The organism is Micromonospora echinaurantiaca, from assembly GCF_900090235.1.
In the GTDB taxonomy this organism is placed as follows: Bacteria; Actinomycetota; Actinomycetes; order Mycobacteriales; family Micromonosporaceae; genus Micromonospora; species Micromonospora echinaurantiaca.
Genome location: NZ_LT607750.1, coordinates 4,190,882 through 4,206,595, shown reverse-complemented (window position 1 = coordinate 4,206,595; position 15,714 = coordinate 4,190,882). Strand labels below are relative to the sequence as shown.

The 15,714-nt window shown below is 69.8% G+C and carries 10 protein-coding genes; 6 read left to right on the top strand and 4 right to left on the bottom strand.

Translation table 11 applies throughout. The features are described from left to right. Nucleotides 1-86: 86 nt before the first annotated feature. From glgB to glgA, 3 genes are read right to left on the bottom strand one after another with little or no spacing between them, the layout of a single operon-like run. Entirely contained in the window at nucleotides 87-2,189 is a 2,103-nt protein-coding gene (gene glgB / locus GA0070609_RS18915; protein WP_088995016.1) for a 1,4-alpha-glucan branching protein GlgB, read from the bottom strand. Beyond that, nucleotides 2,177-4,273, bottom strand: a complete 2,097-nt coding sequence (locus GA0070609_RS18910; RefSeq protein ID WP_088995015.1) for an alpha-1,4-glucan--maltose-1-phosphate maltosyltransferase — start codon at nucleotides 4,271-4,273, stop codon at nucleotides 2,177-2,179. Before GA0070609_RS18910 ends, glgB begins: the two co-directional genes overlap by 13 nt. A 38-nt stretch (nucleotides 4,274-4,311) precedes the next feature. Continuing rightward, the gene (gene glgA, locus GA0070609_RS18905) at nucleotides 4,312-5,520 is read right to left on the bottom strand and encodes a glycogen synthase (RefSeq protein ID WP_172899366.1); all 1,209 of its coding nucleotides are present in this window, start codon (nucleotides 5,518-5,520) and stop codon (nucleotides 4,312-4,314) included. A gap of 71 nt (nucleotides 5,521-5,591) precedes the next feature. On the opposite strand from glgA, the gene glgC reads away from it, so the two are divergent. Both glgC and pgm read left to right on the top strand, forming a co-directional pair. Then, entirely contained in the window at nucleotides 5,592-6,824 is a 1,233-nt protein-coding gene (gene glgC, locus GA0070609_RS18900; protein ID WP_088995014.1) for a glucose-1-phosphate adenylyltransferase, read from the top strand. A 74-nt stretch (nucleotides 6,825-6,898) separates the two neighbouring features. Further along, the gene (gene pgm, locus GA0070609_RS18895) at nucleotides 6,899-8,542 is read left to right on the top strand and encodes a phosphoglucomutase (alpha-D-glucose-1,6-bisphosphate-dependent) (protein ID WP_088995013.1); all 1,644 of its coding nucleotides are present in this window, start codon (nucleotides 6,899-6,901) and stop codon (nucleotides 8,540-8,542) included. A gap of 17 nt (nucleotides 8,543-8,559) precedes the next feature. Here the strand turns inward: pgm and GA0070609_RS18890 are convergent, their stop codons facing one another. Further along, nucleotides 8,560-9,489, bottom strand: a complete 930-nt coding sequence (locus tag GA0070609_RS18890; RefSeq protein WP_088995012.1) for an NAD(+)/NADH kinase — start codon at nucleotides 9,487-9,489, stop codon at nucleotides 8,560-8,562. A 288-nt stretch (nucleotides 9,490-9,777) separates the two neighbouring features. Between GA0070609_RS18890 and GA0070609_RS18885 the strand changes: the two genes are divergently transcribed. The 4 genes from GA0070609_RS18885 to GA0070609_RS18870 all read left to right on the top strand — a co-directional run bounded on the left by GA0070609_RS18885 (nucleotide 9,778) and on the right by GA0070609_RS18870 (nucleotide 15,661). After that, nucleotides 9,778-11,811 (top strand): acyltransferase family protein, encoded by a 2,034-nt coding sequence (locus GA0070609_RS18885; protein ID WP_157748242.1) that lies wholly within the window; start codon nucleotides 9,778-9,780, stop codon nucleotides 11,809-11,811. A 110-nt stretch (nucleotides 11,812-11,921) separates the two neighbouring features. Continuing rightward, nucleotides 11,922-13,346, top strand: coding sequence for an O-antigen polymerase (locus tag GA0070609_RS18880; protein ID WP_157748241.1), 1,425 nt, complete (start codon nucleotides 11,922-11,924; stop codon nucleotides 13,344-13,346). Between the two features lie 37 nt (nucleotides 13,347-13,383). After that, entirely contained in the window at nucleotides 13,384-14,715 is a 1,332-nt protein-coding gene (locus tag GA0070609_RS18875; protein ID WP_157748240.1) for a lipopolysaccharide biosynthesis protein, read from the top strand. Nucleotides 14,716-14,767: 52 nt separating this feature from the next. Next, complete coding sequence (locus tag GA0070609_RS18870) at nucleotides 14,768-15,661, top strand: glycosyltransferase family 2 protein (RefSeq protein ID WP_088995008.1); 894 nt, start codon at nucleotides 14,768-14,770, stop codon at nucleotides 15,659-15,661. Nucleotides 15,662-15,714: the final 53 nt, after the last annotated feature.

The window sequence follows — 15,714 nt, the reverse complement described above, 5'->3', positions numbered from 1 at the left end:
CCTCAGAGGCATATTGATGACTCTGAGGTATCAGGCTTGAGGGGCATCGTCGGCAGCCGCGGCGCGAGCCGGGAGGCCCGCCCCGGTCAAGCCGGTCGCAGCCAGAGCACGCCCAGCGGGGGCACCTGGAGCGCGGCGGAGGCCGGCATCGCGTGCCACGGCACGTCCTCGGCGTGCACCGCGCCCAGGTTGCCCACCCCCGAGCCGCCGTAGTGGTGCGCGTCGGTGTTGAGTACCTCCGCCCAGGTGCCGCCGGACGGCAGCCCGACCCGGTAGTCGCGCAGCGGCAGGGCGGAGAAGTTCGCCACGCAGACCAGCGTGGAGCCGTCCGGGGCGATCCGGACGAACGACACGGTGTTGTTGGCGACGTCGTCGCCGGCGATCCAGCGGAAGCCGGCCGGCTCGGTGTCCTGCGCCCAGAGCGCCGGGGTGTCCCGGTAGACCGTGTTCAGGTCGCCGACCAGCCGCTGCACCCCGGCCCGGGCCGGGTCGTGCAGCAGGTACCAGTCCAGCCCGCGCTCCTCGCTCCACTCCCGGTCGTCGGCCAGCTCGCAGCCCATGAAGAGCAGTTGCTTGCCCGGGTGCGCCCACATGTACGCCAGCAGCGCCCGCAGGTTGGCCAGCCGCTGCCAGGTGTCGCCGGGCATCTTCCCGGCCAGCGAGCCCTTGCCGTGCACGACCTCGTCGTGGCTGATCGGCAGCACGTAGTTCTCGCTCCAGGCGTACGCCAGCGAGAAGGTGAGCTGGTGATGGTGGTGCTGCCGGTAGATCGGGTCCTTCGAGGTGTAGAGCAGGGTGTCGTGCATCCAGCCCATGTTCCACTTGAACCCGAAGCCGAGCCCGCCGTCGGCGGTCGACCGGGTCACCCCCGGCCAGGCCGTCGACTCCTCGGCGACCATCACCACCCCGGGGTGGTGCTTGTAGACGGTGGCGTTGACCTCCTGGAGGAACGCGATCGCCTCCAGGTTCTCCCGGCCGCCGTGCACGTTCGGCGTCCACTGCCCCTCCTGGCGGGAGTAGTCCAGGTAGAGCATCGAGGCGACCGCGTCCACCCGCAGCCCGTCGACGTGGAACTCCGTCAACCAGTAGAGCGCGTTGGCGACCAGGAAGTTGCGCACCTCCCGGCGGCCGAAGTCGAAGACGTACGTGCCCCAGTCGGGGTGCTCGCCCCGCCGCGGGTCGGGGTGCTCGTAGAGCGGGGTGCCGTCGAAGCGGGCCAGCGCCCACTCGTCCTTGGGGAAGTGCGCCGGCACCCAGTCCAGGATCACCCCGATCCCGGCGCCGTGTAGCCGGTCCACCAGGTAGCGGAAGTCGTCCGGGTCGCCGAACCGCGAGGTGGGGGCGTAGTAGCCGGTGACCTGGTAGCCCCACGAGCCACCGAACGGGTGCTCCATCACCGGCAGGAACTCCACGTGGGTGAAGCCCAGCTCGGTGACGTACGCGGTGAGCTCGTCGGCCAGTTCCCGGTAGCCCAGGCCGGGCCGCCAGGATCCCAGGTGCACCTCGTAGACGCTCATCGGCTCCTGGTGCGACCGGCGGGCGGCCCGCCGCTCCAGCCAGGCGGCGTCGGACCACTCGTAGCGGGAGTGGTGCACCACCGACGCGGTGGCCGGCGGCACCTCCGCGTACGCGGCGAACGGGTCGGCCTTGTCCCGCCACTGCCCGTCGGCGCCGTGCACCCGGTACTTGTACCGGGCGCCGACCCGGACGCCGGGCACGAACACCTCCCACACCCCGCTGGCGCCGAGCGAGCGCATCGGCCAGCCGTCGTCCGGGGCCCAGCCGGTGAAGTCGCCGACCACCCGCATCCCGCGAGCGTTCGGCGCCCAGACCGTGAAGGCGACCCCCTCGTCGAAGACCCGGGCGCCGAGCGCCTCCCAGAGCCGCTCGTGCCGGCCCTCGCCGATCAGGTGCAGGTCCAGCTCGCCCAGCGTCGGCGGGTAGCGGTAGGGGTCGTCGTGGACGCTGCCGTCGACCTCCAACCGGTAGTCGAGGACGGTGCCCGGCACCGCCGCCTCGAAGACGCCCGCGTCGTGCACCCGCTTCATCGGGTGCCGCTCCTCGCCGACCAGCACGGCCACGTCGCCGGCGCCCCGGCGCAGGGTGCGGATGGTGGTGCGGCCGTCGGCGGGGTGCGCGCCGAGCACGGCGTGCGGGTCGTGCGTCGCGCCGGTGATCAGCTGCTCCATCGGGCGTCGTCCTCCTGCGCGGGTGCGGTGGGGGCGGTGCCGCCCGACAGGTCGGCGGGCACGTCGGCGACGGTCAGCTCGGCCGGGGCCGGCACCGCCGGGGGCGGGGTGTCGGGAGCGGTCGGGCGGCGCACGGTCAGCACGTGCGCGGGTTGCAGGTACGGGTCGAGCCGGACAGCGTTGCGCTGGCCCCACTCGTACCGGGCGCCGGTCAGCTCGTCGTGCACGGTGAACCGCTCGTGCCAGTCGAACCCGAGCGCGGGCAGGTCCAGGGTGGTGTTGCCCCACTGCACCTCGCGCGGGTCGAACGAGCAGACCACGATGACCGCGTTGCCGGTGTCCGGGTCGTGCTTGGACCAGCAGAGCAGCGCCGGGTTGTCGATGTCGTGGAAGACCAGGTTGCGCAGCCGGTGCAGGGCCGGGTTGTCCCGCCGGACCCGGTTCAGGGTGGCGATGAACGGGGCCAGCGAGCGGCCCTGCGCCTGCGCGCCGGCCCAGTCCCGGGGGCGCAGCTCGTACTTCTCGTTGTCCAGGTACTCCTCGGCGCCGGGGCGGGCTTCGTGCTCGAAGAGTTCGAAGCCGGCGTACATGCCCCAGGAGGGGGAGAGTAGGGCGGCCAGCACCGCCCGGATCTTGAACATCGGCGGGCCGCCGTGCTGCAGCGACTCGTGCAGGATGTCCGGCGTGTTCGGCCAGAAGTTCGGTCGCATGTAGTCGGCCGCCGCGACCAGCTCCGCGCAGTACGCCCGCATCTCGGCCGCCGAGGTGCGCCAGGTGAAGTAGGTGTACGACTGGGTGAAGCCGATCTTGCCGAGCCCGTGCATGATCGCCGGCCGGGTGAACGCCTCGGCGAGGAAGAGCACGTCCGGGTCGACCTGCTTGACCTGCCAGATCAGCCAGTGCCAGAAGTCGAACGGCTTGGTGTGCGGGTTGTCCACCCGGAAGATCCGGATCCCCTCGCCGACCCAGTGCAGCACCACCCGCAGGATCTCCGCGCGGATCCCCTCCGGGTCGTTGTCGAAGTTCAGCGGGTAGATGTCCTGGTACTTCTTCGGCGGGTTCTCCGCGTACGCGATGGTGCCGTCGGCCCGGGTGGTGAACCACTCCGGGTGCTCGGTTACCCACGGGTGGTCCGGCGCGCACTGCAACGCCAGGTCCATCGCCACCTCCAGGCCCTGCTCCGCGGCGGCGGCGATGAAGTCCCGGAAGTCCTCGGCCGTACCCAGGTCGGGGTGGATGGCGTCGTGCCCGCCCTCCTCGGCGCCGATCGCCCAGGGCGAGCCGACGTCGTCCGGCCCGGCGGTGAGCGAGTTGTTGCGGCCCTTGCGGTTGATCCGGCCGATCGGGTGGATCGGCGGCAGGTAGAGCACGTCGAAGCCCATCGCGGCGACGCCGGGCAGGCGTTCGGTGGCGGTGGCGAAGGTGCCGGAGCGGGCCGGCGCGTCGACGGTGGCCGGGACCGCCCCCTCCGAGCGGGGGAAGAACTCGTACCAGGCGGAGAAGAGCGCGCGCTCCCGGTCCACCCAGAGTTGGTGCTCCTCGCCGGTGGTGACCAGTTCGCGCACCGGGTGCTCCCAGAGCAGCCCGGCCAGGTCGAGGGCCGGGATTACCCGCCGGGGCAGGTCGACCTCGTCGTCGCGCAGCGCCTCCGCCGCCGCGCGGACCCGGTCCCGGTCGGCGGCCGGCACCAGCTCGAGCGCCGCCGTCAGCACCCGCGCCCCCTCGGCCAGGTCGTTGGCCAGCTCGGCTGCCCCCTGACCGGCGGCGATCTTCTTGCTGACCGCGTTCTGCCAGGTGAGGTACGGATCCTGGAACGCCTCGACGGCGAAGGTCCAGGCGCCGACCGCGTCCGGGCGGATGGTGGCGTGCCAGCGGTCCTGGCCGGGCTCGCCCGGGCGCATCCGGGTGAACGGGCGCGGCTGCCCGTCGGGCCCACGCCAGACCACGTTGCAGCCGAGCGCGTCGTGGCCCTCGCGGTAGGCCCGCGCCGCGACCGGCACCGCCTCGCCGACCACGGCCTTGGCCGGGTAGCGACCGCACGAGACGACGGGGGAGACGTCTTCGATCGGGAACCGTCCAGTCACCCCGCCAACCTACTGCGCGTGATCCGTTCCCGCGCGGCTCAGCCGACGGCGCCCACCGACCGGTACACCTCCAGCGTCCGCCGGGCCACGGTGTCCCAGGAGAAGTGTTCCACCGCCCGGCGCCGGCCGGCCCGGCCGAACTCGGCCGCCCGCTCCGGGTCGGCCAGCACCTCGTTGATCCGGGTCGCCAGGTCGGCGACGAAGGCCGCCGGGTTCAGCGGGCGGCCCGAGCCGTCGGTGGCCTGCTCGATCGGCACCAGCAGCCCGGTCTCGCCGTCGGCGACCACCTCCGGGATGCCGCCGGTGGCGGTGGCCACCACCGCGGTCTCGCACGCCATCGCCTCCAGGTTGACGATGCCCATCGGCTCGTAGACCGACGGGCAGACGAAGACGGTGGCGTGCGTGAGCACCTGGATCACCTCGTGCTTGGGCAGCATCTCGGCCACCCAGACCACCCCCGAGCGGGTGGCCCGCAGCTCGTGCACCAGGTTCTCCACCTCGACGGCGATCTCCGGGGTGTCCGGCGCGCCGGCGAGCAGCACCAGCTGGGTGTCGGCCGGCAGGTCCCGGGCCGCCCGCAGCAGGTACGGCAGCCCCTTCTGCCGGGTGACCCGGCCGACGTACACCACGCTCGGCCGGGCCGGGTCGATGCCGAGCCGGTCCACCACGTCGGTGCCCCGGTCCGGGGCGTACTGCCCGGTGTCGATGCCGTTGTGCACCACCCGGACCCGCTCCGGGTCCACCTGCGGGTAGGCGGCCAGCACGTCGCGGCGCATCCCGGCGCTGACCGCGATCACCGCGTCGGCGGCCTCCACCGCTGTCCGCTCGCACCAGGAGGAGAGCGCGTAGCCGCCGCCGAGCTGCTCGGCCTTCCACGGCCGCAGCGGCTCCAGGCTGTGCGCGGTGACCACGTGCGGCACCCCGTAGAGCAGCTTCGCGGTGTGTCCGGCCAGGTTGGCGTACCAGGTGTGGCTGTGCACCACGTCGGTGCCGGCGCAGCCGGCGGCCATCTCCAGGTCCACCCCCATGGTGCGCAGCGCGGCGTTCGCGCCGGTGAGGGCGAACGGCTCGGCGTACGCGGTGACGCCCGGCTCGGTGCGCGGCGCGCCGAAGCAGTGCACCCGCACCTCGGCCAGCCGGCGCAGCTCCCGGGCCAGGTACTCGACGTGCACCCCGGCGCCGCCGTACACCTCCGGCGGGTACTCCCGGGTGAGCAGGTCGACGCGCAGCTGAGGGGAGTCGGTCACCCCCCGCACCCTAGTGCAGAAGTGTGCCCGTACGAGTGGTGAAGTCCGACGCGGATGGATAGCGTCGGAGCATGGCTGACAAGGTGCTCGCGATCGTCCTGGCCGGCGGGGAGGGCAAGCGCCTGATGCCGCTCACCACGGACCGGGCGAAGCCGGCCGTCCCCTTCGGCGGGATGTACCGCATGGTCGACTTCGTCCTCTCCAACCTGGCCAACGCCGGCTACCTCAAGATCGTGGTGCTGACCCAGTACAAGTCGCACTCGCTCGACCGGCACATCACCAAGACCTGGCGGATGTCCACCCTGTTGGGCAACTACGTGACCCCGGTGCCGGCGCAGCAGCGCCGCGGTCCCTGGTGGTTCGCCGGCTCGGCCGACGCGATCTACCAGAGCTTCAACCTGATCCACGACGAGCAGCCCGACTACGTGATCGTCTTCGGCGCCGACCACATCTACCGGATGGACCCGCGGCAGATGGTGGAGGACCACATCGCCTCCGGCGCCGCGGTCACCGTGGCCGGCATCCGGCAGCCGCTGTCGATGGCCGACCAGTTCGGCGTGATCGAGGTCGGCGAGGACGGCCGGCGGATCCGGGCGTTCCGCGAGAAGCCCACCGACGCGGTCGGCCTGCCCGACGCCCCCGACCAGATCTACGCCTCGATGGGCAACTACGTCTTCACCACCAAGGCGCTCTGCGACGCCGTCGAGCGCGACGCGGAGGACAAGTCCAGCAAGCACGACATGGGCGGCAGCATCATCCCGATGATGGTCGAGCGCGGCGAGGCGAACGTCTACGACTTCCGCGACAACGAGGTGCCCGGCAGCACCGACCGGGACCGCGGCTACTGGCGCGACGTGGGGACGCTCGACTCGTTCTACGACGCCCACATGGATCTGATCAACGTGCACCCGGTGTTCAACCTCTACAACTTCGAGTGGCCGATCTACACGGAGCAGCCGCCGTACCCGCCGGCCAAGTTCGTGCACCAGTGGGGCGAGCGGGTCGGCCGGGCGGTCGCCTCGATGGTCTCGCCCGGCGCGGTGATCTCCGGCTCGCTGGTGGAGAACTCGGTCGTCTCGCCCAAGGTCAAGGTGCACTCCTGGGCGCACGTCGACGGTTCGGTGCTGATGGAGGGCGTCGAGATCGGCCGGCACGCGGTGGTCCGCCGGGCCATCCTCGACAAGAACGTGGTCGTGCCCGAGGGCGCCGAGATCGGCGTCGACCTGGAGAAGGACCGGCAGCGCTACACCGTGTCGGACAACGGCGTCGTGGTGATCGGCAAGGGCCAGCGGGTGGAGCTGTGAGGCACCGCCACGTGTGACCCCGCCCGCCCGAGGGAAAGAGTCGACGTCCGTCCCCGCCTGAGGAGGTTGCCGCAGTGGCCCATCCCCGTGCCGGCCAGCCCGCCGAGCCCGCCGACCTGGTCGACGTGCCGAGGTTGGTGACCGCCTACTACGCCGAGCACCCGGATCCGCACGACCCGGCGCAGCAGGTCTCCTTCGGCACCTCCGGCCACCGCGGGTCGAGCCTGCGCAGCGCGTTCAACGAAGACCACATCCTCGCCGTCACCCAGGCGCTCTGCGACCACCGCCGGGAGCGCGGCCCGGACGGCCCGCTCTTCCTCGCCCGCGACACCCACGCCCTCTCCGCTCCGGCCGCGGTGACCGCGCTGGAGGTGCTCGCCGCCAACGGGGTCACCGTGCTGGTGGACAGCCGGGACGGCTACACCCCCACCCCGGCGCTGTCGCACGCCGTGCTGACCCACAACCGGGGGCGCACCACCGGGCTCGCCGACGGCATCGTGATCACCCCGTCGCACAACCCGCCCGACGACGGCGGCTTCAAGTACAACCCCACCCACGGCGGCCCGGCCGACGCCGACGTCACGAAGTGGATCCAGGACCGGGCCAACGCGATCCTGGCCGGCGGGCTGACCGAGGTCAGGCGCGTCCCGTACGCCCGGGCCCGCGCCGCCGACACCACCGGGACGTACGACTTCCTCGCCGGCTACGTGGACGACCTGCCGGCGGCCATCGACATCGACGCGATCCGCGCCGCCGGCGTGCGCATCGGCGCCGACCCGCTCGGCGGGGCGAGCGTGGCCTACTGGGGCGAGATCGCCGAGCGGCACCGGCTGGACCTCACGGTGGTCAACCCGACCGTCGACCCCACCTGGCGGTTCATGACCCTGGACGGCGACGGCAAGATCCGGATGGACTGCTCCTCGCCGAACGCGATGGCCTCGCTGATCGCCGCCCGCGCCGACTACCAGGTCTCCACCGGCAACGACGCCGACGCCGACCGGCACGGCATCGTCACCCCGGACGTCGGGCTGATGAACCCCAACCACTACCTGGCGGTCGCGATCGCCCACCTGTTCCGCACCCGCACCGAGTGGGGGCCGGCCGCCGCGGTCGGCAAGACCCTGGTCTCCTCGTCGATGATCGACCGGGTCGCCGCCGATCTGGGCCGCCCGCTGCTGGAGGTGCCGGTCGGCTTCAAGTGGTTCGTGCCCGGCCTGCTCGACGGCGCGGTCGGCTTCGGCGGCGAGGAGAGCGCCGGCGCGTCGTTTTTGCGCCGCGACGGGAGCACCTGGACCACCGACAAGGACGGCATCCTGCTCTGCCTGCTCGCCGCCGAGATCATCGCGACCACCGGGCGCACCCCCAGCCAGCACTGGACCGAGCTGGCCGAGCGCTTCGGCGCGCCCTCGTACGCCCGGATCGACGCCCCGGCGAGCCGGGAGGAGAAGGCGGTGCTCGGCAAGCTCTCCCCGGAGCAGGTGACGGCGACCGAGCTGGCCGGCGAGCCGATCACCGCGACGCTCACCACCGCGCCGGGCAACGGCGCGCCGATCGGCGGCCTCAAGGTGACCACCGAGTCGGGCTGGTTCGCCGCCCGGCCCTCCGGCACCGAGGACGTCTACAAGATCTATGCCGAGTCGTTCCAGGGCCCCGAGCACCTCACCCGCATCCAGCAGGAGGCGAAGGACCTGGTCTCAGAGGTGCTCAAGCAGGCCTGAGCCGCCCTCGACCCGGTTCAGCGGGGTGGGGGCAGCTCGCGGCGGTTGAGCTGCTGGCGCAGGTTCTCGGGGAGCAGTTCGCGCAGCTGCTCGGGAAGCAGCGGAAGATCCAGCAGGCTCAGCTTGAGCTGGTTGCGCTCCTGGTAGCGGCGCGGGTCCAGGCGGACCACCAGGCCCGCGTCCCGCCGGTAGCGCACCTGCACCGACCCCTCGGTCGCGGCGTCCCGGATGATCACACCGTCCATCTCGACGGCGACCGGCCCGGAGCCGGGCCGCAGGTCCAGCCGGATGGTCTCCTCCGGGGAGAGCACCACCGAGCGGGAGATGCCGGACATCGGGGCGGAGGGCGTCACCACCACCGCGTCGGTGGCGGGGGAGATCAGCGGTCCGCCGGCGGCGTAGCTGTACGCGGTCGACCCGGTCGGGGTGCTCACCACCAGCGCGTCGCAGCGGTAGTAGCCGTACTGCTGGCCGTCTACGGAGAGGGTGGCGTTGACGAAGCCGGCACCGGGCTGGCGGACCAGCGCGACGTCGTTGAACGCGACCACGTCGTCGCCGCAGACGTCGCAGGCCAGGCAGCTGTGCCGCTCGACGGTGAAGTCCTTGTTCGCCAGCCGTTCCAGCGCTCGTGGCAGGTCCGGCGGCTCCACCTCCACCAGGAAGCCGAGCTTGCCGACGTGCACGCCGAGCACGGGCTTCGGGTCACGTACCGCGGAGCGCAGCGCGCCGAGCATCGTGCCGTCCCCGCCGATAGCGACCAGGGCGTTCGACGCGGCGGCCACCTCGTCGACCGGTAGCGGCTCGACCGTGGCCGGCACCCGGTGCGTGTCCTCGGCGCGTACCGCCAGGTCCATCCGATGCCGGGCCGCCCAGTCGGTGATGGTCCCGACCACCTCGGAGACGTCCCGGGTGGGGTGCAGCACCAGCCCGAGCCGGATCCGTTCCATGCCTACACCTCACCACATTCCGGACGTCCAGACCCGCGTACCGGCGGGCGCAGTCCTGATGGGAGCCAGTAGAGCCGGCGGGGCTGTAACAAGGCCGCAGCAGGAGAGCCCGCCCCTCGCTGGCGCTGGGCGTAACTCGGTGTCGTTGGCCCCGTTAAGTCAGAAGTCCTGATGGTTCCGCCCGCCCTCGAATCCGTACAATGATGCCGAAAGCGCCTGAAACCATGAAATTCCCGGCCTAGCATGGCGGACGGAGCGGTGTTCCGCCGCCCTCGTGGGGAGGTGTCAGTGCAGGTCGGCAAGTCGAGATCGGCGTCCTTTCGAGCTGACATCGAGGGGATGCGCGGTCTGGCGGTAACGATGGTCGTGCTTTACCACGCCGGTGTGCCGGGCTTCGACGGGGGATTCGTCGGCGTCGACGTCTTCTTCGTCATCTCCGGCTTCCTCATCACCGGTTTGCTGACCAGGGAGTTGGCCGAGACTGGGCGAATCTCATTCGCGAACTTCTACGCTCGGCGAGTACGGCGCCTCCTGCCGGCCGCAATCCTGGTCGCGGTGGCTACCTTCGTGCTGGCGCGTCTGGCCATGCCGCCACTGTCCCTGATCGACCTGCGCCGAGACGCTTTCGCAACCCTGACCTACGTCTCGAACTACTGGTTCGCCATCCGCAACACCGACTACCTCCAAGACCACGTCGGTGCGTCACCGTTCCAGCAGTACTGGTCGCTCGCGGTCGAGGAACAGTTCTACCTGCTCTGGCCCGCCATGCTCGTCATCGCCGCCTTGCTCCTGCGGCGGGCCGCGTCCCCTCGGACCGCCGTCCGGATCGCGGTGGGCGGTGTGCTGGTCATCTCCCTCGGGCTGTGCGTGGTGATCACCGTCGTCGCCCAACCCTGGGCCTTCTTCGGTCTGCCCACCCGTGCCTGGGAGTTGGCGGCCGGCGGGCTCGTCGCCCTCACCGTAAGCAAGGCGCCGGCAGGGGCCCGTCTGGTGCAGGTACTGGGCATCGCTGGCCTGGTGACGATCCTGATCGGGTCCTTCGTCCTCGGCGACCACGCCGGATTCCCAGGCTGGATCGCCACCCTGCCCGTCGCCGGTACGGTGCTGTTGCTGATTTCCGGAAGCATGGGTCGCGGTCCGGTTCAAGTGGTCCTCAGTTGTCGGCCACTGACCATCATCGGTGTTCTTTCCTACTCGATCTACCTGTGGCATTGGCCGTTGCTGTTGCTCACCGGAGCCGGACGTGGTGGTTCCCTTGGTTGGCTCGCCAAGCTGGGAATGCTGTCCGTTACGGCCGTTGCCGCCTACCTCACCTTCCGGTTCGTGGAGCAGCCGTTGCGGCATCATGCCTGGCTGTCAGCTCGGCACCGGCGGACGGTGGGCGCCGCGGGCGCGGCGACGCTGGTTGCCGCCGGTTGTGCCGTGGTGCTGGCGATTCCGCCGGTCCTGCACCTCGACCGACCCGCCCAGGTGCTCGCCGCAGCCGAGGTCCAGGCGCACACAGCGCCGGAGCATTGGACCCGATATGTGCCGGCCAACCTGACGCCGCCACTAGGAGAGGCTCGAGACGACTTCCCGGCCGTCTTCCACGACGGCTGCCACAGCGAGTTTCGTGATGTGGAAGTCCATCGTTGTGAGTACGGCAAGACCGACTCCGAACGCACGATCGTCCTGTTCGGAGACTCCCACGCGGCACAGTGGTTCCCGCCACTGCGGACGATAGCCGAAGCGCAGGGCATCCGACTGGTCTCGCTGACCAAGTCGGGATGCCCCACAGCCGAGGTGAGTAAGTACAGCTCCTTCCTGGGGCGGGAGTACTGGGAGTGCGCCACGTGGCGGAGGAAGGCGCTTGAACGGATCGTGGCGGAGCAGCCGGACCTGCTGCTGGTTGCGAACGGCACCAATGCGACCGGACGCGACCGAGTGCCGGACGACGAGTGGTGGGAGGGCATGGAGGGGATGTTCGACCGGCTTCGTGCGGTATCGAACGTCACCGTGCTCGCGGACACGCCCTATGCGCGTGGGGACGTACCCGTCTGCCTCTCCGATCGGTTGACCGACGCAATGGCCTGCGCGGTGCGGCGAGCGTCCGGCATCAACGTCGGTTTCACCCGAAGCGAGGCCGAGTTGGTGCGGCGCAACGGCGGACGGTACCTGGACCTCAACGATCACCTCTGTGGTCCGGAGGTCTGCCCGGCGATCCTCGGAAACATCCTGGTCTATATCGATCGGCACCATCTCAGTCAGCAGGTCGCCAGCTGGCTCCGGGCGCCGCTGGAGCAGCACGTCACTGCGGCAATCGAACGCGCCGACAGGCGATGAGTCGCGTGGTCGCTGCCTGGGTGGCTCGGCTATTTGCATGAACGGACTGCGGCGACCGGCGGGCCGGCGCTCGGGAGACGGACGGATCTACCAGAATGATGTGGATTGTGATGCCGCTACTGCTGCTGGCAGTGGTGCACTACCTGTTGTCAGTACGCCACTACGGCGTACTGACCCCGGACGGGTTGTTCGTTTGTACTCAGCTCCTGATGGTCGTCGGTACGGCTGCGCTGGTCGAACCCGGCTCCTCCGTCGACAACGCATACCTGCAGATGATGGTCGCTGCGGTGATGATCTACATAGCGGCCAGCTGCGTCACCTACCTGGCGCTACGCACCAGATCGGAGCAGCTCACTCCGCCCCGGAGTGAGCGGCGGACTTTCCAGGTGTCCCTGGTGCCGCCCAAGGGCCCTGTCTTGCTGGTGACCGCACTGTCGCTGGCGATCATGCTCACCTACTTCGCAGCGGTGGGCTACAGCGCTTTCCTCCTCGGGCTGCAGGGGCAGCTCAGCGGTAGCCCGCAAGACGTGGCAACACTGCGGCTCCAGTCGTACGCGGGAGAAACGTACCTCTTCCCCGGATACGCCAATCAATTCAAGAACGTCATCTACCCGGCGCTGGTCGTCGTGATCCTGACATGGGTCTTCATGCGGTCCGGGCTTGCGGCGCGGCTTGGCGGCCTGGTGCTTGTCGGACTCGCGGTCTTCGGACTGTTGGGCACCGGGCAGCGCGGTGCGTTCATCCTGTTCCTGGTTACCTTGCTGATCTACGTGTTCCTGGTCAATCGACGGCGTGTCTCGCGGTGGGTGCTGCTGCTGCCTGCGATGGGATTGCCCTTCGCGTTGTTGGCCACATACGCACTGGGCCGCAGCGCCGGAGCGGCTGACAGTCCGGTGGCGGCGACCTCCGAGGAGCTGTACCGCCGATTCCTCAACGACAACCAGCTCTCCGGCCTCGCTGCGTATCGATACACCGAATCGCTCCCTGTGCAGTACGGGCGCGAGTGGTTGGCTGGTCTCCAGGGCATCCTTCCGGGCGACCGCGGCAGTTCCCTGGCGAACGAGGTGTTCGCGACGCTCTACGGATCGACCGTGGGCACTGCGCCCCCGTCGCTCTGGGGCTCAGCCCACCACAACTTCGGCACACTGGGGGTCCTGGTCTTCGCCGCGCTGCTCGGCGTCGCGTTGCAGGTACTCACCTTCCGGAGCCTGCGGAGAGCCAGCTACAACACGTTGGAGTTGATCGGTTACGCCGGCGTGACCGCGACCGTTGGCACCTGGACGGTTGCTGGGCCCGATGCCCTGATGAACCTGGGTCTCGTCGCGTACCTCCTCATCTGGTACGGCGGGGCGCGCTGGAGCCGCTCGGGTCGACCTGCCTTCCTCTTGGTTTCCGCGGAGGACCGGCGACGTGCCGCACGACGGGCATCGGCGTACGGAACCGCAACCGGGCGAGCTCCGACATTCGAACCCGGCAGACATCGGGTGCGGTCCACCGGACCGGACCACCCGGTGGCGGCGGGAGCTCGACTGTGAGACTGGCGGAGCGGGAGGCTGCGGCGAAAGGGGCGAGGTGCTGCCGAAGGCCCTGCGTGCCCGCCTGACGGTCAGTCGACGAGGAGTGCTCAACATCATCCTCGGCACCCTCTGCGGACAGGTCCTGGTGCTGGCAGGCACTCCGGTCCTGTCTCGGCTCTATGACCCGGCGGACTTCGGCATCTTCACGATCACCGTTACGCTCGCGGCGACAGTCAGCACCGTGGCGGCCCTTCGCTTCGAGTTGGCCGTACCGCTGCCGCGCGCTGAGCCCGACGCCTACGCCCTGGTGTTCCTCGGCCTGCTGTCCGCCGCGAGCGCTGCGGTTCTGGGCACCCTGGGCGTTGCGCTCCTCGGCGGTCGGATAGCGGAGGCGTTCAACGAACCCGAGCTCCGGTCCTGGCTCTGGGTGGTACCTGGGCTGGCCGCGGTGATGGCCGCCGTCGTGGTGCTCAATCAACTCGCCGCCCGACACCGTCGCTATGCCGCGATCGGTCGTCGCAATCTGTACCAGTCCGTCGGCACCGTTCTGGCACAGGTTTCCGCTGGTTTCGCAGGGGTGCAGTCCGGCGGTCTCATAGTGGGGCAGGGCATCGGTCATGCGGTTGCCGCGGCGAGCCTGGTACGTGGTGGCGGTTTCTCCGGCTCCGCGGCCAGTGCTGGTGCTGCCCCGGCTCGGTTGCGTCGCTGCGCGGTCGGCTACCGCCGGTTCCCGATCCTGCTAGCTCCGTCGGGGCTACTCAACATCCTGGGCGGGCAGTTACCGGTGCTGATCATCGCTTACTGCTATGGGGCGACAGTCGCGGGCTGGCTTGGGCTGACTCAGAGGGTTCTCGCAATGCCGGTGGCGCTTGTGGGCGCCGCTGTCGCTCAGGTCTATCTCGCCGAGTTCTCCAGAATCGTCCGCGACGATCCGGCCCATGCGCAGGTCCTCTTCCGGCGGGCCAGCCGGCTCCTCGCGGTGGTGGCTGCGGCCGGTGGTCTGATCGTGCTGATGGCGGGGCCGGCCCTGTTCCCGCTCGTTTTCGGCCAGCGCTGGAACGCGAGCGGAGGCTATGCCCAAGCGTTGGCGATCAGTATGGCCACCCAGTTTGTGGCGGCGCCACTCTCGCAGACCCTGATCGTGCTGAACCGGCAGGCAATGCAATTCGCCTGGGACGCCGTGCGGTTCGTCGTGGTCACCGGTGCCGTGACGGTCGCGGCGCTGTTGGGATGGTCGGACCACGCAGCGGTCTGGGCCCTCGGCACGACGTCGGCGCTCCTCTACCTGGTCAACTGGCTGGTTGCGCATCGAGCCCTCAGAAGGGAAAGGCATGGCGATTCCGCCCGCCCACAAGTTCCCGTCGCGGCCTCCTCGGGCGTGAGATGACTCTGGCGTCCACCTCCTTGGCGAGTGGCAGCCACGACACTATGGAGGAAAAATGAAGATTTCGATCTTGTCGGCGGTATACAACGAGCAGCAGCACGTCGAAGAAATGATCGCCAGCGTGCGATCCCAACTCCACCCGGACTGGGAACTGCTCTTCGTCGACGATGGTTCGACAGACCGGACGGTGGAACTGATCACTGCCGCCGCAGCGGCGGACCCCCGCATCCAGGTGGTCGGGCAAGGCCGGAAGATCGGTAAGGCGCGGGCCTTCAACCTCGCGTACGCCGCGTCGACAGGTGCGGTGGTGGTGCTGCTCGCCGGGGACGACATCATGCCCGTGGACTCATTGCGTCACCGGGCGGAGGCCCTCGGCGGGACACCGGCGGAGGAGCGGGTCGTCGCCTTCTTCAAGCTACGGACGTTCTCGGAGAACCCCCGATGGGACGGGATGGTGCTGCCGCGCGGAGACTCGGCGAGCAGGTCTGGCGGGAGCATCACGATGACACGCGGCCTTGCAGACCTCGTCTTTCCGATCGACGAGAGCCTCCGGAGTGAGGACATCTGGCTCGGGCACGCGGCCGAAGCGCTGGCCAGCCGAGTGATCTCGCTGCCGCATGTCGTGCTGCATTACCGGATGCATGAAGGAAACTCCAACCAGCGCGCTGAGTCGTTTACGCAGCTCAACGAGTCGACTCGCCGGCGGCATCAGGCGTACCAGGCGTTGCTGGCGAGCGCGCGGCTCAACCTGCCCGAAGCCAGTCGTCAACTGTTGAAGCAGCTCTGGTGGGCGGAAGAGCTCCGGTACAACGGCCAGACGTTGCGGGTGTTGTTCGGGCCCGATCTGCCGCTGATCGACCGGCTGGCCATCGCGTCGATGTCCGATCCGACGCTCTACCGAATTCGGTCGCGCTACTTCAAGCTCCTGTCTGGGCGCAGGAATCGCTGATTGGGTTGAACATGCCCGTTTGGGCGTTTCTTCACCTTGTTGCTCTCGTTGAC